Source organism: Paenibacillus sp. PK4536 (genome assembly GCF_028594455.2).
Lineage (GTDB): Bacteria > Bacillota > Bacilli > Paenibacillales > Paenibacillaceae > Saccharibacillus > Saccharibacillus nuruki.
Genome location: NZ_CP126313.1, coordinates 592,677 through 617,845, shown reverse-complemented (window position 1 = coordinate 617,845; position 25,169 = coordinate 592,677). Strand labels below are relative to the sequence as shown.

Below are 25,169 nucleotides of genomic sequence, written 5' to 3'. Positions count from 1 at the left end.
GGGGGGACTGACTTGAGTATCAGACCTGAAGAAATCAGTACATTGATTAAAAGTCAAATCGAGCAATACAAAAACGATATTGAAGTCGTAGAAGTCGGAACGGTTATCCAAGTAAGTGATGGTATTGCCCGTGTATACGGTTTGCAAAATGCAATGTCAGGCGAACTTCTTGAGTTCTCTAACGGCGTAATGGGTATGGCTTTGAACTTGGAATCTAATAATGTCGGTGTTGTTATTCTTGGTGAATATTCACAAATTCGTGAAGGTGACCAAGTAAAACGCACAGGACGTATTATGCAAGTTCCTGTAGGGGAAGCTCTTCTAGGTCGCGTAGTCGATCCTTTGGGTCAACCTGTTGATGGTAAAGGACCTATTGCAGCAACAGAATTCCGTCCTGTTGAAGGCGGAGCACCTGGTGTTATTGATCGTAAATCGGTTCATGAACCTATGCAAACAGGGATCAAAGCTATCGATGCAATGGTTCCAATCGGTCGTGGACAACGTGAGTTGATTATCGGTGACCGTCAAACAGGTAAAACAGCGATTGCTATCGATGCAATCATTAACCAAAAAGGTCAAAACGTAAAATGTATTTATGTAGCGATTGGTCAAAAACAATCCACAGTTGCTCAAGTTGTAGAAACACTTCGTCGTCATGGCGCTTTGGAATACACAATCATCGTAACTGCTGCGGCTTCTGATCCTTCACCACTACTATACATCGCTCCATATGCAGGTTGTGCAATGGGTGAATACTTTATGTATAAAGGCGAACATGCATTGATTATTTATGATGATTTGTCCAAACAAGCGGCAGCTTATCGTGAATTATCCCTATTGCTTCGTCGTCCACCAGGTCGTGAAGCATTCCCAGGTGACGTGTTCTATCTTCACTCCCGTTTGCTAGAGCGTGCGGCTAAGCTTAGTGATGCAAAAGGTGGCGGTTCTTTAACAGCATTGCCATTTATTGAAACACAAGCATCTGACGTATCTGCTTATATTCCTACAAACGTAATCTCGATTACAGATGGACAGATTTTCTTGGAAGCTGACTTGTTCTATTCTGGTCAACGTCCAGCGATTAACGTTGGTATCTCAGTATCCCGTGTTGGTGGTTCCGCTCAGATTAAAGCGATGAAAAAGGTTGCAGGTACACTGCGTCTAGATCTAGCTCAATATCGTGAGCTTCAAGCGTTCTCTCAGTTCGGATCAGATCTTGATAAATCAACAATGTCCCGTCTAAACCGTGGTGCACGTATGATGGAAATTCTAAAACAAGGTGTTAACCAACCGTTGTTAGTAGAACAACAAGTGGTAAGCTTATACACTGCCGTTAAAGGTCATTTGGATGATATTCCGGTTGCTGATGTACGTCGCTTTGAGTCCGAGTTCCTTGCTTACATGGCAAGTAGCCAAGATGCGATTTTGCAATCGATTCGTGATACTAAAGATTTAACAGCTGATAATGAAAAAGCGTTGGTTGATGCAATCAATACCTTCAAAAAAGGTTTTGCTACCTCCAACTAAGTTCATTTGATCCAAAATAGATGTTCTGTAATGAAGTTGCTACAGCTCCGATAGCCAATCTGTCGGACTGTGGTCAACCATGATTCAGGAAACAACTTTGAACTTGTTTTCAGAGGGTTAAGGTGGTGAAATCATATGGCTAAAGGTATGCGCGAGATCAAACGTCAGATTAAAAGCGTAGAAAATACAAGACAAATCACTAAAGCAATGGAAATGGTTGCGGCTTCCAAACTTCGTAAAGCTCAAGAGAAGGCACAAGCAGCACGTCCATATTCCGATAAATTGCGTGAAGTGGTTGCGAGTATTGCTTCTGGAACAAGAGGTGTATATCATCCGATGTTGGAGAAGCGTCCAGTCAAACGGATCGCTTATCTCGTAGTGACTTCCGACCGTGGACTTGCGGGTGGTTATAATGCCAACATGCTCAAACATGTTAGTAATAAGATCAAGGAAAATCATACATCGACAGATCAGTACGAATTGTTCATCATTGGACGTAAAGGACGCGATTACTTCCGTCGTCGTAATCTTCCGATTACAGATGCTGTGACAGAATTGACAGACTTTCCGACCTATGCCGATATCAAATCCATAGCATACGATGCTGTTAAAGGATACGAAGAAGGCAGATACGATGAGCTTTACTTATGTTATAACCAGTTTATCAATGCACTAACACAAGTTCCGAACTCCACTCGTTTGTTACCAATGGAATCGGTAGAAGTGGCGCAAGAAGATAAACTTAAAGCAAGCTACGAATACGAACCTTCTGCAGAAGGCGTATTGGAAGTTCTTTTGCCAAAATATGCACAGACACTGATCTATAACGCTTTGCTCGAAGGTAAAGCAAGTGAGCAGGGCGCTAGAATGACAGCCATGGGTAGCGCAACGAAGAATGCATCTCAAATGATCAAAGATCTAAGACTTGTCTATAACCGTGCCCGTCAGGCATCGATTACACAAGAGATCACAGAGATTGTCGCTGGAGCGAATGCACAAGGCTAATAGAGCTTAACAATATCAATTATGTACAAGCAATTGCATAGCAGTGCTTGATGACATCGCTGCATACAGCAAGTCAGTAGGAGGGAAAACGATAATGAACAAAGGTCGCGTTGTAAGTGTAATGGGACCGGTTGTAGACGTGGAATTCGAACGTGGTCAACTTCCGGAAATCCTACACGCGCTCAAGGTCGAAACTACGCTAGATAATGGTAACAAAATCGACTTGACGCTTGAAGTATCGAATCATTTGGGCGATAATCTTGTCCGTTGTATCGCAATGTCTTCCACAGATGGTTTAGTACGTGGACTAGACGCTCTTGATCTAGGTGCTCCTATTTCGGTACCTGTAGGTAACGTAACGTTAGGTCGTGTATTTAACGTATTGGGTCAACCTATCGATGAAGCTGGCGAAGTTGTATCTGAAATTAAAAACCCTATTCACCGTCAAGCTCCTAAATTTGACGAATTGTCTACACAAGCTGAAATCCTTGAAACAGGAATCAAAGTTATCGATTTGCTAGCTCCTTATGCTAAAGGTGGTAAAATCGGTCTGTTTGGTGGTGCTGGTGTAGGTAAAACAGTAACAATTCAGGAATTGATCAACAATATTGCTCAAGAGCATGGCGGTATTTCTGTATTTGCTGGTGTTGGTGAACGTACTCGTGAAGGTAATGACCTTTATCACGAGATGAGAGAATCAGGCGTTATTAACAAAACCGCAATGGTATTCGGACAAATGAACGAACCTCCAGGTGCACGTCTTCGTGTAGCTTTGACAGGTTTGACAATGGCTGAATATTTCCGTGATGAAGAAGGCAAAGATGTATTGTTGTTCGTAGATAACATTTTCCGCTTTACACAAGCAGGTTCTGAAGTATCTGCATTGCTAGGACGTATGCCATCTGCGGTAGGTTACCAGCCAACATTGGCAACAGAGATGGGTCAATTGCAAGAGCGTATCACTTCTACTAAAAAAGGTTCAGTTACTTCGATTCAAGCGATCTATGTACCAGCGGATGATTATACAGATCCGGCTCCTGCAACGACATTTGCTCACTTGGATGCAACAACGAACTTGGAACGTAAAATCTCTGAAATGGGTATTTTCCCAGCAGTAGATCCACTTGCTTCCAGTTCACGTATCTTGAATCCTGAAATTGTAGGAGAAGAACATTACAATATCGCTCAAGGTGTTAAGCAAATCTTAGCACGTTACCGTGAGCTACAAGATATTATTGCAATTCTGGGTATGGATGAGTTGAGTGAAGAAGATAAGTTGACTGTATCGCGTGCGCGTAAAATTCAACGTTTCTTGTCTCAACCGTTCCATGTTGCTGAACAGTTTACTGGAATCAAAGGACGTTATGTACCTGTTAAAGAAACAGTACGTAGCTTCAAAGAAATTCTAGACGGCAAACATGACGATCTTCCAGAAGCAGCATTCCTCTTCGTAGGCACGATTGAAGAAGCAGTGGAAAAAGCAAAAACACTGTAAATTATATGCCTGCAAAACGTGAGGAGGGATGAAAGTGAGCACGTTTCTATTGGAAATTGTAACACCTGAACGTCTGGTGTTTTCCGAACAGGTGGATCAATTAAGAGCCACAGGTGTAGAAGGTCAACTTGGGATTCTAGCAGGTCACATTCCGATGGTTACTCCACTACAAGTCGCTCCATTGGTGTACAAAGTCAATGGCAAAGAAACAGTGGTAGCTATTCAAAGTGGGTTTCTAGAAGTCCGTGCTGATAAAGTTGTTGTATTGGCAGACAGTGCAGAATTGCCAAACAATATTGATATTGAGCGTGCGAGAGCAGCAAAAGAACGTGCTGAGCGCCGTCTCAACAACAAATCGACTCAAGATCACATTGACTTCCGCCGGGCTGAACTTGCTTTACAACGAGCTATGAATCGTCTTAAAGTATCTTCATCAGGTGAGAACCGTTAAATGGATATAACCGGGCCGCTACTCTTGGGTCCGGTTTTTATTTTTAGTTTGTCTATAAAAATGGCTTGTGCTATTATAGTTGAGTTCATTTTAATCATATAAGTTTGGACATTTATGTTAGAAATCATTGAATTTGAGAATTAGGTTAGGTCTTTAGGCATACCCCACGCATTTCCTTTTCAGTAACTATTTATTTATTTGCTGAGAAAAATGCTTTAAGTATGCACTTATTTTCTGAAATAACACTAATATGACAAGAAAATGCTGATTTTTGTAAATTTGGGACTAGATTCTTTAACGCTTGGCAAGTATTATAGAATAGTCCGCATAAAAGGATGATTCATCAGTAAGCAATAAAGGAGGGAGCTATTTCAACAATGAGTACGGTAGATACAGTGTCCGCTGTCGGTGTGAACGGTTTACTATCCATATTCATATCGCTCCTTTGTATTGGTTTGTCCTGGTGGGCATTGCAAAATTTAAAACTCGATCTATTGATTCGTTATCCCAAAAGCGCAGCTGGTAAATTGCTTCATTTGTTATTTGCCATCGTGCTAGGACATTTCGTATCTAATTTCCTGCTGGATTATATCCGCTGGACACAGTCTATCCGATTTATGTTTTGAATGTGAACAGTGTGGTTATAAGTGTGTTAGACTATTTATTTGAAAACCAACGGTTGTATGATTCTCACCTACTACATTAAAAACTAAAATTTATGCAATAGGGTATTGTACAATCACACGAATCTAAGAAGATGAATGAGATGAGATAACAGACATCACTAGCGTCTGTATGCAACTATGTTCAGCTGGATTGGATTCGTCATTGTGTAATGCCGGATAAGCAAAATGACGCGCGGAGGGAACCCTAATGAGCAAATTTATCGTCCGCGGTGGCAAGCGATTAACAGGAAGTGTTAAAGTTAGCGGAGCTAAGAATTCTGTTCTTCCAATTATTGCTGCCTCACTACTTGGAGAAAATGGTGTAAGTACTATTCATGACGCACCTTCTCTTGACGATGTAATGACGATTAGTAAGGTATTAGAATCGCTAGGAGCGGTTGTTACATACCAAGACGAGACGATTCAGGTCAACGCAGAAGAATTAACTTCTTGTGAAGCACCGTACGAATGGGTAAGCAAAATGCGTGCCTCTTTCTTGGTTATGGGTCCATTGTTGACTCGCTTAGGTAAAACACGTATTTCTTTACCTGGTGGTTGTGCAATAGGCACACGACCAATTGATCAGCATCTTAAAGGCTTTGAAGCTATGGGTGCAGAGATTAATTTGGGGCAAGGCTACATCGAAGCAAAATGTGATGGTAGACTTCGCGGAGCGAAGATTTATCTTGACGTAGCTAGCGTAGGCGCTACAGAGAACATTATGATGGCTGCTACTCTTGCAGAAGGTACTACAACGATTGAGAATGCAGCTAAAGAACCTGAAATTGTAGATTTAGCTAACTACCTTAACAGTATGGGTGCTAAAGTTCGCGGAGCAGGTACAGGCGTGATTCGCATTGAAGGTGTAGAATCTCTTAACGGTACAGAACACACAGTTATACCTGATCGTATCGAAGCTGGTACATATATGGTTGCCGCTGCTATCACAGGTGGTAACGTGTACGTGGAAGGTGCTATTGCTGATCATTTGGGTCCTGTTATTTCTAAAATGGAAGAGATGGGTATTACAATCATTCCAGATGAGAACGGAGTACAGGTTATCGCTGATAAACCACTTCGTGCTGTCGATCTAAAAACATTACCTTATCCTGGTTTCCCTACAGATATGCAAGCGCAAATGATGGCTTTAATGCTTGCTTCTGAAGGAACAAGTATTATCAGTGAAACGGTATTTGAAAATCGCTTTATGCATGTCGATGAATTCAACCTGATGAACGCGGGGATTCGTATTGAAGGTAGAACATCGATCGTAACAGGTGGAGCAAGTCTTGTTGGTGCGAAAGTATGCTCAACTGATTTGCGCGCAGGAGCTGCATTGATTTGTGCAGGTTTGATCTCTGAAGGAACAACTGAAGTAAGCGGAACACATCATATCGATCGTGGATATGTGCATTTGGCTGAAAAGTTGTCTGGATTGGGAGCAGATATTTGGCGCTTGGAAGAAGCAGAACCTTCTCAAGAACCAACACCTGCGGTAGAAGAACAAATGGCTGCTTTTTCTGACAAAACAGAAAAAGTAAACACAGCTGCTTTGAATGTTCAACCTACACTCGCATAAAACAGTATATGAATTTAATGTATCTATAGGCGAACATTAGATCGCTTTTGATATCGTAATTCACGTATATTGAAGAGTCAGACTGATTATAGTCTGGCTCTTTTGTTATATATGACATTTTCTTTTCCAAAAATGACGAACAATGGCGTTGAATACCCTTGGTAATTATGCTAATTTTAATAAGTCAGCCTTTTGCATTCATTTCATAGTGGGCACATATACATATTTTTCGCTGAACTGATCGTTGCCGGAGAACGTTTATTCGTTAACATTTCAAACATAACCAGTGAATAGGCTCTCAGATGATGTAAAAGCATAAAATAACGGACGGTGCTTTGTTACCGGAAATACGAACTTTTGGAGGCTCTTGATATGTTCAGCAAGGATATTGGAATTGATTTAGGTACAGCAAATGTTTTGATTCATGTAAAAGGAAAAGGTGTCGTTTTGGACGAGCCTTCGGTAGTCGCTATAGAAACAACAACTAAGCGTGTACTTGCTGTAGGTGAAGAAGCAAGACGCATGATCGGCCGTGCACCTGAAAATATTGTCGTTATCCGTCCACTTCGTGATGGAGTAATCGCTGATTTTGAAGTGACAGAAACGATGCTCAAACATTTTATTAATAAAGTAGGCGCTCGTAGCTGGTATAGTCATCCTCGTATTCTGATCTGTGCACCTACCAATATTACTTCAGTGGAGCAAAAATCGATTCGTGAAGCAGCAGAGCGTAGTGGTGCCAAAGAAGTATTTTTGGAAGCAGAGCCTAAAGCCGCCGCTATTGGAGCAGGTATGAATATTTTCGAACCAAGTGGTAATATGGTTATTGATATCGGTGGAGGTACAACAGATATCGCTGTATTGTCGATGGGGGATATCGTAACTTCATCATCACTGAAAGTCGCTGGAGACAAATTCGATGAATCTGTCATGAGACATATCAAAAATAAATATAAATTGCTGATCGGTGAACGTACAGCAGAAGATATCAAAATTAATATTGCAACAGTACGTCCGGGTGGCTTACAAAGAGAAATGGATATTCGTGGTCGCGATATCGTTAGTGGATTACCTAAAACAATTACGATCTCGTCGGGTGAAGTACAAGAAGCATTATCCGATACGATTTTGTCGATTGTAGCAGCAGCTAAAACGGTGCTCGAACAGACTCCTCCAGAATTATCAGCAGATATTATTGACCGTGGTGTTATTTTGACAGGCGGCGGAGCAATGCTGGACGGATTAGAAGAATTATTATCTCAAGAATTGCATGTTCCCGTACTGGTTGCAGAAGATCCAATGCACTGTGTTGTTAAAGGAACAGGAATTATGTTAAATAATTTGGACAAAGTCTCTAAAAAAAAGTTCTAGTCTAACCGATATAAGTAGTAGAATGTAATGACGAGACGGAAACTTGGATATAAACAATCAGAATCACCCCTATATTGAACACGAAAGGAGTGTCCGGTAATGCTAAGAGGTCTATATACGGCTGCTTCAGGTATGATTACTCAGCAACGTCGCCATGATACCGTGACGCAAAATATAGCAAACGTAAATACCCCTGGATACAAGCAAGTAGAGAGTATTGAACGTTCTTTTCCAGAAATGTTGATCTCGTTAAATAATGGAGATCAAGGATCAAGCAACCGAAATATCGGTCGTTTGAATACAGGTGTACTGGCAGAAGAAAGTATCTCTATGAATGTACAAGGTGATATGCGTCAGACGAATTCAGCGGATGACTTTGCTTTGGTGTCAGAGATTAATCTGGCAGACCCGGCTACTCAGCAGAACATTCCTTTCGATGCTTCAGGTAAATATGTAGCAGAAGATGGTACAGTAACGTATCGTCCACAAGCTTTTTTTACAGCAACCAGTAAGACCGGAGAAACAGGCTATACTCGTGACGGTAATTTTCAATTGAATGCAGCAGGACAATTATTAACATCAACCGGTAACCAAGTATTAGGGGCAACCGGTAATCCTATTACACTTCGTGGTTCGATTGATGATTATAATTTTGATTCAAGAGGAAATATTACAACTAAGATCAATGGTGCGACAGTTGGACGCTTAGGCATTTCTGTTGTGAATCTACCGGGTCAGATGACTCGTGCAGGTGATGGATTGTTCCGTGTAACAGATCCAGCTACAGCAGGTGTAAGACAATTACAAGCAGGCGACAATGTAGAAGTTCGCCAAGGGTACTTGGAAGGTTCTACAGTAGATGCAGCCGCTTCAATGGTTGATTTGACAGCAGCCCTTCGTGCATATGAAGCAAATCAGAAGATCGTACAATTTTACGATAAAAGCTTAGACAAAACAGTCAATGACGTAGGTCGTGTATAATATAGCAGTATAGATGGTTAGCAAAGGAGGAGAATAATGAATAATTCGATGATCAGTGCAATGGTAGCGATGAGCGGTATCCAGCAAAAACTGGGTATGGTTTCTGATAACATTGCGAATGCCGATACAGTAGGGTACAAAGGAAAACAAGCTACATTTGAAGATGTATTTACTGCGGTTAAACAACAACCAGGTGCAGCATCTGCTCTACCAGGTCGCGTAACAGGATCAGGATACAATCTAGGATTCGGTGCTCGTATGGGTGATGTAACGATGAATACCGCTCAAGGTGAAATGCAGACGACTAATAATCCTACTGATTTGGCTATTCAAGGTGATGGTATGTTTGCAGTGAGTGCAGATGGGAAGCAAGGTTGGACACGTGAAGGATCTTTCCACTTTGTACCTTCAGCAACAGACCCGACCAAAGCATTTATGGCAACCGATCAAGGCTATTTGTTAATGGGGAAAAATGCTAGAGGGGTATCTGCTCCTTTGGAAGTTCCAGCCAAAACCAGTATCCAGATCGATGACAAAGGTGTTGTTCGTTCTACGGATGGTGCAGGCAAAATTACAGTACTGCCACAATCGGTTCAAGTTGATCGTATAATTCATCCAGAAGGGCTTACGCAAATGGATGGAAATTTATTCATGTTACCTACCGGAGCGAACTTAAATGATGTTGTAGGCACGATGTCTGCAACAACTCAGATTCGTCAAGGCTTTTTGGAAGGATCTAATGTCGATTTGAGTGCAGAAATGTCTGAATTGATTACAGTACAACGTGCATATCAGCTGGCAGCACGTACATTGTCTTCTAGTGATAACATGATGAGCATTACCAATAGTATTCGTGGCTAGTAGACGTGCAGCCGTACAAGAAGCGGCTAAAGCTCAAGGTAAAGCAACTCCTAATAAAAAAATTGTGAGAAAGCCTGCACCTGAGAGAAAACAGCCGGAGAAGAAGCCAGCTACTCCATCTGCTTCGGCTGGTGTCAAAACATTACGTGTCATATTAGTGATTGTTGGATTTGTTGTTGCTTTAATGGCAGGCTTAATGGTAGGTTATGCTATTTTGGGTAAACAAAATATATCGGATGTATTATATCCAGAAACATGGGCGCATATTTTTCAACTTGTTTTTGCACCATGACTTTTAAAGGCTCCTGCATATGCAGGAGTTTTATTTTTGTTGTCGAAACCGTTATAATGATGGGGACTGCTTAAAATAACTAAAAATTGCTTACATATTATATGGGACAATGCAGGTGAACGATTCGGATTCACATTGTTATGCATGCAATCTGAAGATGCGATAATGGGTGAAAGAAAAAGTGAACCTATACTGTTGAAAATGAGAGGGGTTTTGGTTGTGTTAGATGTACAACAAATTCAGGAGATTATACCGCATCGTCCTCCCTTTTTACTGGTAGATCGCATACTGGAATTGGAAGTTGGTAAACGTGCTGTAGGTATTAAAAATGTAACGATCAATGAACCTTTTTTTGGAGGTCATTTTCCAGGTTATCCTGTGATGCCTGGTGTATTGATTGTTGAAGCGTTAGCACAGGTAGGCGCAGTAGCTATTTTGCAAATGGAAGCAAATCGTAACAAACTAGCGATGTTTGCAGGAATCGATGGTGTTCGTTTTCGTGGACAAGTGGTACCTGGTGATACGCTTCAACTCGAAGTGGATATTACGCGTATGAAAGCATCGATCGGTAAAGGCAATGCTAGAGCAACAGTTAATGGTAAAGTCGTTGCTGAAGGTGAAATTATGTTCGCGCTAACAGAGCCGAATAAAGAGTAATCGACTGAATATGAAATGATTTGATGATTGATAACTTATAGATGGAGAAGGGATGGATATGATGACAACACTTAGTGAACAAGCTCAACGTAATTTAGATCAATGGTTAAATGACGAATCGATTGATGCAGCAACCAAAGAGGAATTGCAAGGACTCCAAGGACAAGATAAAGAACTGGAAGATCGCTTTTACCGTGATCTAGAATTCGGTACAGGTGGACTGCGTGGAGTGATTGGTGCAGGTAGTAACCGTATGAACTCTTACACTGTAGGTAGAGCCACTCAAGGTTTAGCAGAGTATATTGTATCTGCTCATACTGGAGAAGGTAAGCCATCTGTTGTAATCGCTCATGATTCCCGTCACTTTTCACCTGAATTTTCATTAGAAGCAGCTTTGGTACTTGCTGGAAATGGAATTGTAGCGAAATTGTTCCCTTCGCTTCGTTCTACACCGGAATTGTCTTTTGCTGTTCGTAATCTTAAAGCTACGGGTGGTATTGTGATTACAGCAAGTCATAATCCGCCTGAATATAATGGATATAAAGTGTATAACAACAGCGGTGGTCAATTGGTTCCTCATGAAGCCGAGCAAGTGATTAGCAATATCCGTGAAGTCTCTTCTTTTGCAGCGATTAAGCGTATTAGTCGTGAAGAAGCTGAGCAACAAGGATTGTTGGTATGGTTAGGCAAAGAAGAAGATGAAGACTTTATCCAAGCGGTCACAGCTATTAGCGTGAATCGTGAGTTGTTACAAGGTGAAGCAGGCAAAGCATTGAACATTGTCTATACGCCTTTACATGGAGCAGGTAATCTTCCTGTACGTGCAGGACTAGAGCGTCTTGGGTTTACTAACGTCTCAATCGTATCTGAGCAAGAAGCACCTGATGGTAACTTTACAACAGTGAAGTCACCTAACCCTGAAGAACGTGAAGCTTTTACACTAGCCATTAAGTTAGGTGAAGAAGTAGACGCAGATATTCTGATCGGTACAGATCCAGATAGTGACCGTATGGGTGCTGTCGTTAAAGATCCAGCTGGTAAATATTTTGTTCTAACTGGTAATCAGTCGGGTGCGATTATGATTCATTATTATTTGAGTCAGCTTCAAGAGCAAGGCAAACTTCCTTCTAACGGCGCAGTAATCAAAACGATTGTAACGAGTGAAATGGGAGCAGCTATCGCTGAACATTATGGAGCAACCGTATTTAACACATTGACAGGGTTTAAATATATCGGTGAAAAAATGAATCAATTTGAACAAAGTGGCGAGCATACGTATTTGTTCGGTTACGAAGAAAGTTATGGTTATTTAGCAGGTAACTATGCACGTGATAAAGATGCAGTAGTTGCAGCACTATTAATCAGTGAAGCTGCTGCTTATTACAAACAACAAGGCAAAACGTTATATGATGTATTGCAAGAGTTGTATGAGCAATTTGGCCACTTCCAAGAAAGTTTGGAATCTCGTACGCTTAAAGGAAAAGATGGCGTTGCACAGATTCAAGGCATTATGGAATCATGGCGTACGGATAGCCCTGCTGAAATCGCTGGTGTTAAAGTGAGTGAAGCATTGGATTATTCCAAAGGGTTAGATGGCCTTCCTAAAGAAAACGTATTGAAATTCTTATTGGAAGATGGATCATGGTTCTGCTTACGTCCTTCTGGAACAGAGCCCAAAATTAAAGTATACTTTGCGGTTCGCGGTGATTCAGGTGCAGATGCAACAGCTCGCATTCAACAATTAACAGCTGCTGTCATGCAACGTGTAGACGGATAAACAAAAAATATTTCGATAAAATGGCGTTTTGTCATCAATTTTTAGTAGGATAGACACACTAGGCAGTATATAATAGATCAGATGAATGAAGGGTTCCGCTGTGAGGCTTAGTCTTAACAGCGGAACCATTCGTTATGTTCTTCTTTGGGCGACTCCCCAAAAGCGACATAACGAACTTACTAAGGAGGTACTTGAGTGGTTCAAAAATGGCAGCATTGGAATAATTCTTCTGTGAAATGGTTATGGATATTAGTGATTATTGGTTTGGTGGCATCATTGCCGATTGCTTTTGATCGTACCAAAACCGAATCAACGTCCAAAAATGTAGAGTTTGTTTTTAATTATCGTAATCTGATCGATATTGCATCGTATCAGCCTCATCCCCAGGATTATATCAAGCAACAGCTTCAATTGCTGAAGGATGCAGGCATAGGTTCTGTCGCTGTATACCAAAGTAATTTAAGTGAATTGCAAAAATCGCAACGTCTAAATGTGTATAATTCTGTGGATGTGGCTAATCTTCAAAATCAGGTTATTCCGCAAAATGAAAATTTTACATATGTCCAGTTTACAAGTGAAGAAAATGCACAATTACTAGAGCCTGTTCTTCAGCGTGTATACAATTCATTGGGCATCCCTGTTGTACCTTGGAGCTTCAAAGGATTACCGGGTGTGGTTATTCAGACTTCTGCGGATGAAGCTGGACTAAAGCCACTTGATCCAGATCCAATCACTATGCGGATGCTTCACAACATGGGCTTCCAAATCGTCCCCCGTTTAAACGATTCATTACCTTATGATCAAAATCGTATGAATGGATTGTTAAGTCAATTTGCTGAATATGGTGTTAAAACAATTCTTTTCGATGGTGAATCAGTTACAGGTTTCACTGACGATATCGAGAAGAAAAGTATTGCTAACTTTGCTACATTGTTGAATCAACATGGAATTGGTATAGCAGCTATCGAAAACTTGAAAAAACCACAAACTGGGTTTAGCAAATTAGCCTACCTGATGGATTATAATGTGGTTCGATTGTATTCATTGAGCGAATCCGATTCTAAGCTAGATCCTTATACAGTAGCTGATCGTTTTGCTTTGGCAGCCAAAGATCGCAATATTCGGATGATGTATATCAACTTGGCGGTATCTCGTGACACGACCAAAGCTCAAATGACTAACTCGATTGATAATGTCATTAAGAGTCTACAAACCGAAGGGCATGCGATTCAAAATATCGAAAGTCACGGTTTTAAAATTGGACCTGCTTCCGCTATGGATGTAAGTCATTCTGTTTTCAATAAATATTTCAAATTAATTGTACTGATTGGTGCGATTGCGTATATTGCTTTGCTGGTTTCTTATTTTGTACGACGCTTCACTTTGATCGTATTTGTACTTGGACTTGTTGGAAGTGCAGGAATGATCTTAATTCATCAAGCGCTTATTTTAGAACAAGGTATTGCTTTATTAGCGGCTATTAGTGCACCAACGATCGCGATGATCTATGCTGTACGCAAAGTAGATCGTTTATACGAAACAAGACATCAATTATCTGTAAGTCAGCGTGTGATTCAAGCCGTTATCTTGTTTATTCGTACATCGCTGTGGTCATTAACAGGAGCATTATTTATTATCGGACTTCTAAACGATATTACGTATCAACTAGTCATCAACCAATTCCGTGGTGTAAGTTTATTACACTTCGCGCCTATCGCTTTAATTGCGGTTTATATCGCTTTTTATCGTGGCAAACAAAGTTTTGGTATAGGTGGTATTCGCAAAGTACTAACGACTCCAATTACACTAACTTGGATTATTGTACTGGGTATCGTAGGAATTGTAGGCATGTATTATCTTTCGCGTACCGGTAATGCAGGAACAGTAACACCGCTTGAAATGCATTTCCGTAATGCACTAGAAAGCTTATTAGGTGTTCGTCCACGTAATAAAGAATTCTTAATGGCTCATCCATTATTTATTTTAGGTGTATTTATTGCAGCGAAGTATCGTCATGCGATTTACATTATGATTATTGCTTGTATTGGTCAATTATCGATGGTTGATACATTTGCGCATATTCATTCACCTGTTCATATTTCTCTGATTCGTGGTCTGCTAGGAATGGGACTTGGTTTGATTCTTGGACTGGTTGCTGTGATTGCATGGCAAATCCTTGAAAGGTGTTGGAAAAAATGGCTACCGCTTCTGCGAAAATCGTAATCTCTGGATACTATGGGTTCCGCAATAGTGGAGACGAAGCCGTATTGAAATCCATTTTGAATTCACTGGAAGATCAGGGTAAACAACAAGGTATTCAAATCGAGCCGATCGTATTGTCAGGTGATCCTGAATGGACTTCCAAAATGTATGGAGTACGCTCTGTAGGTCGGTTGAAGATTCGCGAAATTCGTCAATTGCTTAAAGAAAGTGATGGTCTGATCAGTGGTGGCGGTAGTTTACTTCAAGATTCTACAGGCATCATGACTATTCCTTACTATCTAGGCATTGTTCGTATCGCTCAATGGTTACGTAAGCCTGTGTTTATTTATGCTCAAGGTGTAGGACCTATACAGAAGAAATTCTTCTTCTCATGGATTAAAAATAGTTTTAAACGAAGTGCTTATGTTTCTGTACGGGATCAGGAATCTGCTTTATTATTAGAAAAAATGGGGCTTTCTCGTTCTAAGATTGAAGTGGTTGCTGATCCTGTTATGGGATTACCGTTACCTACGACACGCGATCCTATCCAAGTTAAGTCTTTAACTCATATAGGAGAAGCGAATATGGATTCGCTTCCTGTTGTGGGTATATCGGTTCGCTTTTGGGATAAACAGCGTCGTGAGTTAGATGGAATAGCGGATGGTTTACGTTTGTTAAGTCAAGAATCACCGGTTCATCTTCGCTTTTTACCTTTCCATTTGCCAGAAGATGAGCAAGCTTCTCAGTATGTTATTGATCGTATTGGGGATATCCGTGAGCATGGAAGTATGATAAGTAGCGCAGAACAAGTAACAGATCCACAACAAATGTTAGTGGAAGTTAGCCATTGTCATGCTATTATAGGTATGAGGCTTCACAGTCTTATCTATGCAGCATCTCAATCCGTACCTTTAATTGGCATATCGTATGATCCCAAAATCGATCAATTCTTGAATCGTTTACAGATTCAAGCCACAGGCACTAGTACAAAGGTGGATCCGCTTCAATTGGCAAAAGAAACGAAAGTATTGCTAGATGATCAAGAAGGATGGCGTGCCAGCAAAGCTTCTTTTATTGAATTACTCAAACAAGATGCTGCTAGCCCTGCTCGTTTTATTGCTCATTATTATTTAGCACAAAGGTGATATATAATGAAAGAATGGAATACCATACCGACGGTTCCGATTTACGGATTACAAGTATCCAAAATGAATATGGACGATACCGTTGAATATCTGGAACAAAGTATCAAAAAGGGTAAACCGCAGCAGATTATTACAGCGAATCCAATCATGATTATGACGGCTTTGGAACAACCTGCTTATATGCAAGTGATGAAAAATGCAGAATTACTTGTTCCTGATGGAGCAGGGTTAGTCTGGGCAGCTTCTACTTGTGGTCAACCTGTTGCTGAACGTGTAGCTGGATACGATCTATTACATCGTTTGATGGATAGAGGACAGGCGCTTCATTGGAAAGTATATTTACTAGGTTCAACACCTGAAGTGATTCAGGCGACAGCTACCCGGTTAAAAAGTTTATATCCCCATACTTTAGTTGTGGGTTATCGGGATGGATTTTTTGGCCCAGATCAAGATGCACAAATTATTGCTGAGATTCGTAGCCTTGCACCTGATCTTCTTTTTGTTGCAAGAGGAGCAGATACGCAAGAACCTTGGATTGGTACATACAAGCAAGAATTGGGTGTTCCGATCATTATGGGTGTAGGTGGAAGCTTTGATGTGATCTCTGGCAAAACCAAACGTGCACCAAAATTATTCCAAAAACTGCGTTTAGAGTGGTTTTATCGCTTGCTTAAAGAGCCTACACGATACAAAAGAATGCTTGCGCTTCCGAAATTCGTATTAAAAGTGCTAAAGGACAAGGAAAACGTAGTAAAAGTTCATTAAATAGATGAAATTTAGATGAATATCGCCTAAAACGTGCTTAAAAGAAGTTTGGTGTTTAATTTCGAACGGAGTATAATTGGCTCCGTGAGATAAATTGGGGGTCGAAAAGCAAAATGTTAATCATTTTTATTCTCGGATTTGTTCTGGCGCTGGCATTGGCACTGGTTCTAACGCCGCTCGTCAAAAAGTTTGCAATTCGAATCGGAGCCGTAGATGTTCCTAATGCCCGTAAAGTGCATACGAGAATCATGCCAAGGCTTGGCGGACTGGGGATTTATTTAGCATTTACGATTGCTTTTGTTGCTGTCCTTCCGTTTTTGCCATTTGATCTACCTGCACGCGACGCTAATTTTATGAAAGCATTTTTTACAGCGGGTTCAATTATTGTATTGATCGGTGTACTGGATGACCGTTTTGAATTATCAGCTCGTGTTAAATTGTTGGGTCAAATTATTGCTGCATGTACAGTAGTATTCGGATACGGAATCAAAGTGGATTTTGTAAATATTCCTTTTCAAGATTCGTATTCTTCACTTGAAAACTGGATTGCTATCCCGCTAACGATCTTCTGGATCGTAGGTGTAACGAACGCGATCAACTTGATTGATGGGTTGGATGGTTTGGCAGCAGGTGTATCTGCTATTGCGATCGGTAGTATTTTCACAATGTCATTGATTATGGGTAACTACCCTGTAGCGCTTTTATGTTTACTTCTTTTGGGAGCTATTGTTGGATTCCTTTACTTTAACTTTCATCCAGCTAAAATTTTTATGGGTGATACGGGATCATTGTTCCTCGGATTCAGTCTTGCGATGTTATCCTTACTTGGATTTAAACAAATCGCGGTTGTTTCTTTTATTACTCCGCTAATCATTATCGGTGTACCATTGTCTGATACCTTCTTCGCGATTATCCGTCGTTGGGTACATAAGAAGCCGATTTTTGCACCAGACAAAGGTCATTTGCATCATTGTCTACGCGAACTCGGATTAAGTCATCGTCAGACAGTATTATTGATTTATGGAATTGCAGCATTTTTCGGTGTTCTAGCTATTATTCAATCATCGGCTGCTATTAATGAAGCCAATTGGGTAACATTCCTAGTGATTTGTGTCATGATGTTTGTCCTTCAAATTGGAGCAGAGCTTATTGGTTTAGTTGGCAAAACAAGACGTCCACTTCTTGGATTGATTGCTCGCCTGCGAATCAAACCTGATCCAACTCGTGGAAGCAAACCTTAAATAACGTATTTTCTTCAAAATTAATAAAATAAATCATTTGTCGTAGATCGTTTGCTAGCAAAGGATCTCGGCGATATTGAAGCCTCTCTTTCTATAGAAAGAGAGGTTTTTTTGTATTGTTTTCTCTGAACTTATTAAAATATACCTGTAGGATGCCGATAAAAAGGGTAGACAGGTTATGCCCGCCATTAGTGAGTTGGAGCAGCGACCGAAATCAAAGGAGGAACATCATTTTGAAGAAAATACTATCGATGCTTATGGCGGTAGTTCTTATTGTAAGTAGTCTACCCCCAGGTTTAGGTGCAAAGTCAGCTAATGCTGCAACCGGAAGCTTTTTTATTTTCCCTAATGAGCAGTATGATATTGGAACACCAAAAATTGCTAATAGTGACAAACTTACGGTAACGGGTAGCTATAGTAATATCAATGCGAACTCGATTAGTTATGATGTAGAACAAATTTCTAAAAATGGTACAGCTGTTACAGTGATTAAATCCAATAAAGGACTAACTGGAAATATTAATGCTAGTACTTCTGGTGGTTCAAGCTTAACAATCTCCGATATTCCTTTATATGCAGGCTTAAACCGTATTACTTTTAAAGCGACACAAGGTGTTGCTTCACAAGTAGCCGAATCTATTTATGTAGAATACCGTGACGGTCCAACCATCTATAATTTGAATGCTACATTGGACAACGATACAGTAGCATTAAAAGAAAATTCTTCTGTTGTGTTAACAGCTGCCAAAGGCGGAATCAATGATGCACAGCAAACAGCAAATATGTCTCTTAGTGGTTCTGCACCGAATGCAGCCAAAGTTACTGTTTTAGTAAATGGTGGTAACAGTAGAACTTCTCTTGTATCAAGTTCTAACAATTATCAATTTACAGTGGCTCCTATAGCGTTGAAACTTGGTAAAAATATTTTGACCATTCAAGCGATCAATGGAACACAAGTACTTGAAACAACACGTGAAGTTACATTCTATAATGGACTAACTACGTTCTATGATACGTATGCTCAAAGTGGAAGTTTAACTTCTGCAGATCTTTCGACATTCCCGGATTTCACAGTTTCGGATAACAAATTTGCAGTGACAGGTAAAATCGTTGTTCCTTTGACTAACAACACACGTCCTGCCAATTTTACAGATTATATTTCATACACGTTTAGTGGTACAGCGATACCAAGTACAGTAACTTCAGGTCAATATACAGGTACAGTAACACCAACTGTTATTGAAGATGAAAGTACTTCTGCATATGTAACACTAGCCTATACGATTCCACAAGATAATAGTCGTACGTTTGATTATGATAAAGGAATTAACTTATCTGTTCTTGCTAAAGGCGACTCAAGCAAAGGACTTGGTTTAACTTTACGCAATAGTACAGCAGCATATATTTCTAAAGTAAACTATTTATCTGGATATACAGCTAATACAAGTGATGCTTCTGCTAAAGCGATGATCGGAACAGCATTAGATGGAGCAAATATCTTCTCTTTACCAACAGCTTTAGAAGTATTGGTAGTGAATGGAGATGCTAATACAACGCTTAACATTAGTAAAATTGTAGACAGTAACGGTAAAGCAGCGACTGCAAGTGATGCGTCTTATACACTAATTGACTCTTCTCCCGTAAGTGGAAGTACTGTACCTACGCAAAGATTGCTCTACAAACTTACCAAACTTCCAATCAGTGGAACACAAACATTAACTTTTAAAGCAACTAAAGGTGGAGCAGATACACCAGAAGTATCAGCGAAAGTAAATGTACTGTTTGGACCGTATGCTAACTTTAATAAAGCATATGATGGTATGGTTATTCAAAATAGCCAGAACGTTGCTGGGTCTGACGTGCGAATCATTACGAATACGTTAGATGATTTTTCTGGTAAATTACAGAATGTAACGAATCAATCAGATATTCGTTATACAGATGATGGCGCAAATAAACAAACTATATTCTTCTATGTGAATAATACAATTATTCCGCTTATTCCTGTAGATAGTAGCAAGCCAAATGACACTAACTTTAAAATTCCTACCAGTGCTGTATCTAAAGCATACAATGCACTATTCTCAGGAGAGAATACGGTTAAAATTGTATTCAAAACAAATCAAACCTCTTATGAGAATGCAATTAAAATTAATTTAGTACCTACAGATGTACCTGTTATTCCTGTAGATACTACACTAGGTGTTTTCCCATTCAAATATTCAGGCGGTAGTGATGCTATTCCAACGGCTAAAGATGCTGACTTCACGATGAATGGAACAGCGTACACAACTAAACAAAAACAATTTAATGTGTACGGAACATTTGATTTTGTAGATTTAGGGACTAATAAGTCTAGCGTAGAAAGTGTACTTGCTGGTGATAAGTCGCTTACAAAATCAAACTATATTTTAAAAGTTCAAAAATCTGATGGTACTACTGTCGGAACATGGACATTGGAAGATAAATTTACTTCGACTACCAATGATGCATTTAACGCATCAGGTAAAGACAGTGGAATAAGTGTTTTCTATGATTACAGTAAGCAATCTTTTGCTTTTATCATTAGAAACCAGACAGTTGCAGAAGATGGAAGCCCAATTGTTTATAACTTTACTGTATACAATACAGGAACAGGCGGACCTAGCTCCTCTGCACGTATGGAAATCAGCAAACAAACGGATTCTTACCAAATTGTAAGACCACTAGAAGCAGAAAAATTGACAAACAGTAACTTTGTCGATGTAGTGGTTAACTCTAAAAATGCAACTTCTGTTGTGATCAATAAAGAAACTGCTGTTAAAGCTCCTTTCTTTACAGATCCTAATAGCACAACTAATCCGGAGTATCCGGATGCTTATCTTGTTACTGTTCGAGATTTGAAACCTAACAAAGATACTAAGATTCCGATTATTGTTACAATCAACGGCGAGCAAGTGAAAGCAGATATTACTGTTAAATATGTACCTACGAATATTCCGGGTGCAGAATTTATGCAAGATATGAAAACTTCTGCTAAAGTATTCGAAGGTGATTTGAATTTGAAATTTGCATCTGGAACGAACCTTATCCGTCGTGATATTGGTACAAGTGCTGATGACAAATTGAAAAATGAAGTCTTCTCTGGACATAGCCTTCTATTTGGAATTGGTAATAGCCAGGATGGAGTTATCGATCGTTATAACTTTGAGTCTATTCCAACCAATATGGATGCTAAATTTAAAGTAGGACAACAAATTTTCGTAAGTCAGTTTAATAATCATTTCGTGAAAAGTAGTCCAGTGTATTGGATTGACCCAGGTCTAGCTGATGATATTACGACAAAAGATTATGATCCTACTAAATTAGGACAGAATCCTTACCAAGCTTCTAACTCTAAAATTCCAAGTTTCTATGAGCGTAATCCGCAAAATGAATTGGTTCCATCGAAACGTGGGACACTAACATTGTCTTATTCTGATAATGTCGCTGAAGACGCTGGTAAAGCTATCACTGTATTCTTCTTTGATCGTTCATTGGGTAACAGTACTGGACAATGGGAGAATCTTGGTGGTGTTGTAAATGCGAAGAGTCATACTGTAACTGTACCGTTTGACCGTTTTGGTTACTATGTGGTTGCCAAACTAAGTTATTCATATACAGATATTGTTCAACATGATTATGCAAGAGATTATATGGAAGCTTTATTTGCCAAAGGTATTATGAAAGCTATTGATCCAGATACTTCTTTCGGAGCAGATCAATATATTACACGTGGTGAATTTACTCGTGCTATCGTCAAAGCAAAACAAATGCCATTTGATTATCAAGGTACCAAACACTTTATTGATGTAAGTAGTAGCGATAGTAATATTGCAGAAAATGCACTATACGATTATCGTTATATAGAAACAGCTGCGCGTGCAGGCTTTGTACGTGGTACTCAGCCGCAAGTATTTAGTCCTGGAGATAGTATAAGTCGTCAGGATGCAGCAGTAATTATTGCCAAAGCACTCAATCTTAAAATGGATACAGATCAAACGAAAATTGATGCAGGTCTACAAAAAATCTTCAAAGATGCTACATCTGTCGATCGCTATGCTAGAGCAGCGGTATTAGCTGTAGCCAAAAAAGGCTTTATCAATGGTTCTGCTATTGATGGAGATTCTAAAAAAGGCTTCAACTATTCTCCAACTGCAAAAATGTTACGTTCAGATACAGCAGTTATTTTAGCGAAAGTCATGATCAACGATAAAAAACTTCCTAAAATGTAATTTGTTACTAGAGAGGGCTCTCCGAGGGCTCTCTCTTTTTTTATGCAAAAATAATTATGCGAAGAGTGGTTTAAAGAGGTTAAAACGTGTTTAGTACTAATATAGTTATAAAAAAGTATTGTAGACAAAAGTGGCACATCTTCCTAAAGTGTAGTATGATAATTAAGGCTCTGTTTTGCGATATAATATATGTCGCAAAAAAAACAGAAAACTTTTTTTGAAAAACCGCAACTTTTTGAAGAAACCTGCGTCTACATATATGAACCCGATAAAACAAGGCAACATAATTGCTGACAGGTTATTAAATTGAGATTAACTTTTGGAATGTTTAGTCGATCTCAATGTGAAAAAATGTCTTTACGGCATCATTGACGCAATGTATAATAACTTCTGTGCACTGCGGTTTTTCGATTGACAAATATTCCGGTTACGATTTTCTGTGATTTTGTCACAGATATCATCATACAAAAAGGGATTTGCTTTAAACTCGGAGAGGGGGTGTAACGACTGATGAGTGACAAAATCCACAACAAACAAAAAAACAAAAAAAATGTTTATGATATTCAAGGAGGAGAACAAAAGTTTATGAAAAAGTCTACTAAAAAAGTATTAAACGTAGCAGCAAGCGCTGCTATGCTAGCAGGTATCGCTCCAGTAGCAGGTATCGTTGCTCCAACAGCAGCACATGCATCTGGTAGTTTTGATGTTTATTCCGTACCAACTCTAGGAACAGGTTCTTCAGAATCACTTGCTTTGGGACGTGTTAAAGTAAACGTTGACAAACGTACTTTAGCTGGCGGAAATAATACATTAACTTTTACTTTACCACAGGGTTTTGAGTTTCCGACTACTACAACAGGTCAAAATACAACTTTAGATCCTATTACTTTCCAAGACGGAACTACAACAGCTACTGGCAATACTTATGAGTATGTTGCTCTTGGAGGAACTGCTCCAGGTTCAGTGGCAGTAAACGTTGTAAGCAAAAAATCAGCACAAATTATTTTTAATGGTTCTGTTAATAATGCAGATGATTTTGAATTGCTATTGAATCTTAGAGATATCGTTTCTACAGGTCCTAGTACAGGTGATGTAAATTTAACTTTCTCTGCTTCTAGTGAAAGTGGCTTGCCAACTGGGAATGTTAAAGTAGCTACAGTTGTATCTTCAGGTCAAGTAGCTCTTGAAGCTAATGATACTGAATCTAGTAGTGACAGCTTTGGATTCACTTTTAAACTAACTGAATCTGTAGCAGGTTCTTTAAAATCAGGTAATGCAGTTAAACTTAAATTACCATCAGGTTTTGAGTGGGAGTCACGTGGTGAATTCACTAAATTGTTTGGTGATAATAACTTTGACATTAATGATTTGTCAGTTACAGGTTTTGGTACAGATACTTTGACTGTAGCAGCTGTAAATGATAGTGCAATTTCTTCTACTGCTGCTTCTTTTAACATGGTCTTGAATTTCCGTGTTGAAGATGAAGATAAAGCTAAAGAAGGAGATGTTACAGCTACAGTTAGTGGTAACTCTTCCTCAAATATTTCTTCGTTAGTAGTTGGTTCTTATGGTGAATATGGTGGCGGAGTAACAGTAACTTCTCCTACAACTGTAATTTCTGGTCAAGACGAGCAACAGTTAGGTGATATTGTTGTTAAAGAATCTGTAGCAGGTTCATTTATTAATGATCGTACAGTAACTTTACAACTACCAGAGGGAGCACGTTGGCAGTCTGTTTATGAAGACGGTGAAACTGCAACTGGTACTACAGGTTCTGTTGATACTGCTAATGGTTTAACAGCTCCACGTATTACTTATACTGGTACTGACGGACGTACTATGCGTTTGACTTTCCCAAATCAAAATACGTCTAATAAAGCTGGTTCTATCACATTGAAAGATGTTGAAGTAGCAGTACAACCTGGATTCAGTGGTGACTTGAATGTTGCTGTAGCTGGTAGTCAAGGTTTGACGGGTACAGTTAAAGTAGCAACAGCTACTCCATCTCTAACATTGTCTGCTTCTGATGCAACTTACAGTGCTGCAATCGGTTCTGATAGTGCAAACATCGGTAACTTGACACTTAAAGAAGGCGCAGCAGGCGCATTGACTGATGATGACAATGGTTTGGTAGAAGTTCTTCTTCCAGCTGGGGTAACTTTCGGTTCAGTACCTACTGTATCTGTAACTTCTGGTGATTTGACTATCCGTAACGTGTCTATCGACACTTACAACAACAGTGCTACTCAAGGCGTATTGCGTTTCTACGTAGACAGCGAAAGTACTACTGCTAGTACAATTGCTATCAACGGCGTAAACTTGCGTATTGACCGTACTGTACCACAAGGTAACATTGTTGCTAAAGTACAAGGTGATGGCGCTGCTAACACTGCTTACCACGGTTTCGGTGATGTAACTCAAACTTGGAAAGATAGCTACCGTTATGCTGCACAAGGAACTATCGCAACTATCGGAACACAAGCTCCAGGTATGGAATCTAATGCTGTAACAGCTATCTACACAATCGGAAGCACTTCTTACAAAGTTAACGGGGAAACTCGTACTGCTGAAGTTGCTCCTTATGTAGAAAATGGTCGCACTTACTTGCCAGTTCGTTACGTAGCTGAAGCATTGGGTGTAACTCCTGCAAACATCTTGTTTGACAAAGCAACTTCTATGGTTACTTTGATCAAAGGAGACCGCGTAGTTCAATTGAAACTTAAAACTAACCAATTGACTATCAACGGTTCTACAATCAACATGGATGTTAAAGCAGTAACTAAAGCTAACCGTACTGTATTGCCTATCGCTTGGGTTGGTAAAGCTCTTGACGCTACAGTAATGTACGATGCAGCTGCTAAAACTGTAACTGTAAACAGCAAGTAATATCTTCTGATATGAA

Annotated in this window: 18 protein-coding genes; all 18 read left to right on the top strand. The window is 39.7% G+C overall.

The annotated features are described in order from the left end of the window. Positions 1-12: 12 nt before the first annotated feature. A complete protein-coding gene (gene atpA / locus PO903_RS02915) occupies positions 13-1,527 on the top strand; it encodes a F0F1 ATP synthase subunit alpha (protein ID WP_069328673.1) in 1,515 nt (504 codons plus the stop codon). A gap of 135 nt (positions 1,528-1,662) precedes the next feature. Then, on the top strand, positions 1,663-2,532 hold the full coding sequence (gene atpG / locus PO903_RS02910; protein ID WP_069328672.1) for an ATP synthase F1 subunit gamma: 870 nt from the start codon (positions 1,663-1,665) through the stop codon (positions 2,530-2,532). A 94-nt stretch (positions 2,533-2,626) separates the two neighbouring features. Beyond that, positions 2,627-4,027, top strand: coding sequence for a F0F1 ATP synthase subunit beta (gene atpD, locus PO903_RS02905; protein WP_069328671.1), 1,401 nt, complete (start codon positions 2,627-2,629; stop codon positions 4,025-4,027). Between the two features lie 34 nt (positions 4,028-4,061). Further along, positions 4,062-4,478, top strand: a complete 417-nt coding sequence (locus PO903_RS02900) for a F0F1 ATP synthase subunit epsilon (protein WP_069328670.1) — start codon at positions 4,062-4,064, stop codon at positions 4,476-4,478. A gap of 377 nt (positions 4,479-4,855) precedes the next feature. Then, positions 4,856-5,104, top strand: coding sequence for a DUF1146 family protein (locus tag PO903_RS02895; protein WP_069328669.1), 249 nt, complete (start codon positions 4,856-4,858; stop codon positions 5,102-5,104). A gap of 247 nt (positions 5,105-5,351) precedes the next feature. Further along, positions 5,352-6,722: a UDP-N-acetylglucosamine 1-carboxyvinyltransferase gene (murA, locus tag PO903_RS02890; RefSeq protein ID WP_137222968.1), complete on the top strand. Its 1,371-nt coding sequence runs from the start codon at positions 5,352-5,354 to the stop codon at positions 6,720-6,722. A gap of 372 nt (positions 6,723-7,094) precedes the next feature. Further along, entirely contained in the window at positions 7,095-8,093 is a 999-nt protein-coding gene (gene mreB, locus PO903_RS02885; protein WP_069328667.1) for a rod shape-determining protein MreB, read from the top strand. Between the two features lie 99 nt (positions 8,094-8,192). Next, on the top strand, positions 8,193-9,074 hold the full coding sequence (locus PO903_RS02880) for a flagellar hook-basal body protein (RefSeq protein ID WP_069328666.1): 882 nt from the start codon (positions 8,193-8,195) through the stop codon (positions 9,072-9,074). Between the two features lie 36 nt (positions 9,075-9,110). After that, a complete protein-coding gene (locus tag PO903_RS02875) occupies positions 9,111-9,935 on the top strand; it encodes a flagellar hook-basal body protein (protein WP_137222966.1) in 825 nt (274 codons plus the stop codon). Continuing rightward, entirely contained in the window at positions 9,928-10,227 is a 300-nt protein-coding gene (locus tag PO903_RS02870; RefSeq protein WP_083243576.1) for a DNA-directed RNA polymerase subunit beta, read from the top strand. The genes PO903_RS02875 and PO903_RS02870 overlap by 8 nt, the downstream gene beginning before the upstream one ends. A gap of 219 nt (positions 10,228-10,446) precedes the next feature. Beyond that, positions 10,447-10,884, top strand: a complete 438-nt coding sequence (gene fabZ, locus PO903_RS02865; RefSeq protein WP_273592549.1) for a 3-hydroxyacyl-ACP dehydratase FabZ — start codon at positions 10,447-10,449, stop codon at positions 10,882-10,884. Positions 10,885-10,945: 61 nt separating this feature from the next. Continuing rightward, on the top strand, positions 10,946-12,661 hold the full coding sequence (locus PO903_RS02860) for a phospho-sugar mutase (RefSeq protein ID WP_137223245.1): 1,716 nt from the start codon (positions 10,946-10,948) through the stop codon (positions 12,659-12,661). 195 nt (positions 12,662-12,856) lie between these two features. Next, a complete protein-coding gene (locus PO903_RS02855; RefSeq protein WP_273592548.1) occupies positions 12,857-14,884 on the top strand; it encodes a DUF5693 family protein in 2,028 nt (675 codons plus the stop codon). After that, positions 14,857-16,008, top strand: a complete 1,152-nt coding sequence (csaB, locus tag PO903_RS02850; RefSeq protein ID WP_273592547.1) for a polysaccharide pyruvyl transferase CsaB — start codon at positions 14,857-14,859, stop codon at positions 16,006-16,008. Before PO903_RS02855 ends, csaB begins: the two co-directional genes overlap by 28 nt. Positions 16,009-16,014: 6 nt before the next feature. After that, the gene (locus tag PO903_RS02845; RefSeq protein ID WP_273592546.1) at positions 16,015-16,773 is read left to right on the top strand and encodes a WecB/TagA/CpsF family glycosyltransferase; all 759 of its coding nucleotides are present in this window, start codon (positions 16,015-16,017) and stop codon (positions 16,771-16,773) included. Between the two features lie 113 nt (positions 16,774-16,886). After that, on the top strand, positions 16,887-18,014 hold the full coding sequence (locus PO903_RS02840) for an MraY family glycosyltransferase (protein ID WP_069328661.1): 1,128 nt from the start codon (positions 16,887-16,889) through the stop codon (positions 18,012-18,014). Between the two features lie 233 nt (positions 18,015-18,247). Next, on the top strand, positions 18,248-22,267 hold the full coding sequence (locus PO903_RS02835) for an S-layer homology domain-containing protein (RefSeq protein ID WP_273592545.1): 4,020 nt from the start codon (positions 18,248-18,250) through the stop codon (positions 22,265-22,267). A gap of 510 nt (positions 22,268-22,777) precedes the next feature. Beyond that, positions 22,778-25,153 carry a copper amine oxidase N-terminal domain-containing protein gene (locus tag PO903_RS02830; protein ID WP_273592544.1) on the top strand — a complete coding sequence of 792 codons (2,376 nt, stop codon included), beginning with the start codon at positions 22,778-22,780 and terminating at the stop codon, positions 25,151-25,153. Positions 25,154-25,169: the final 16 nt, after the last annotated feature.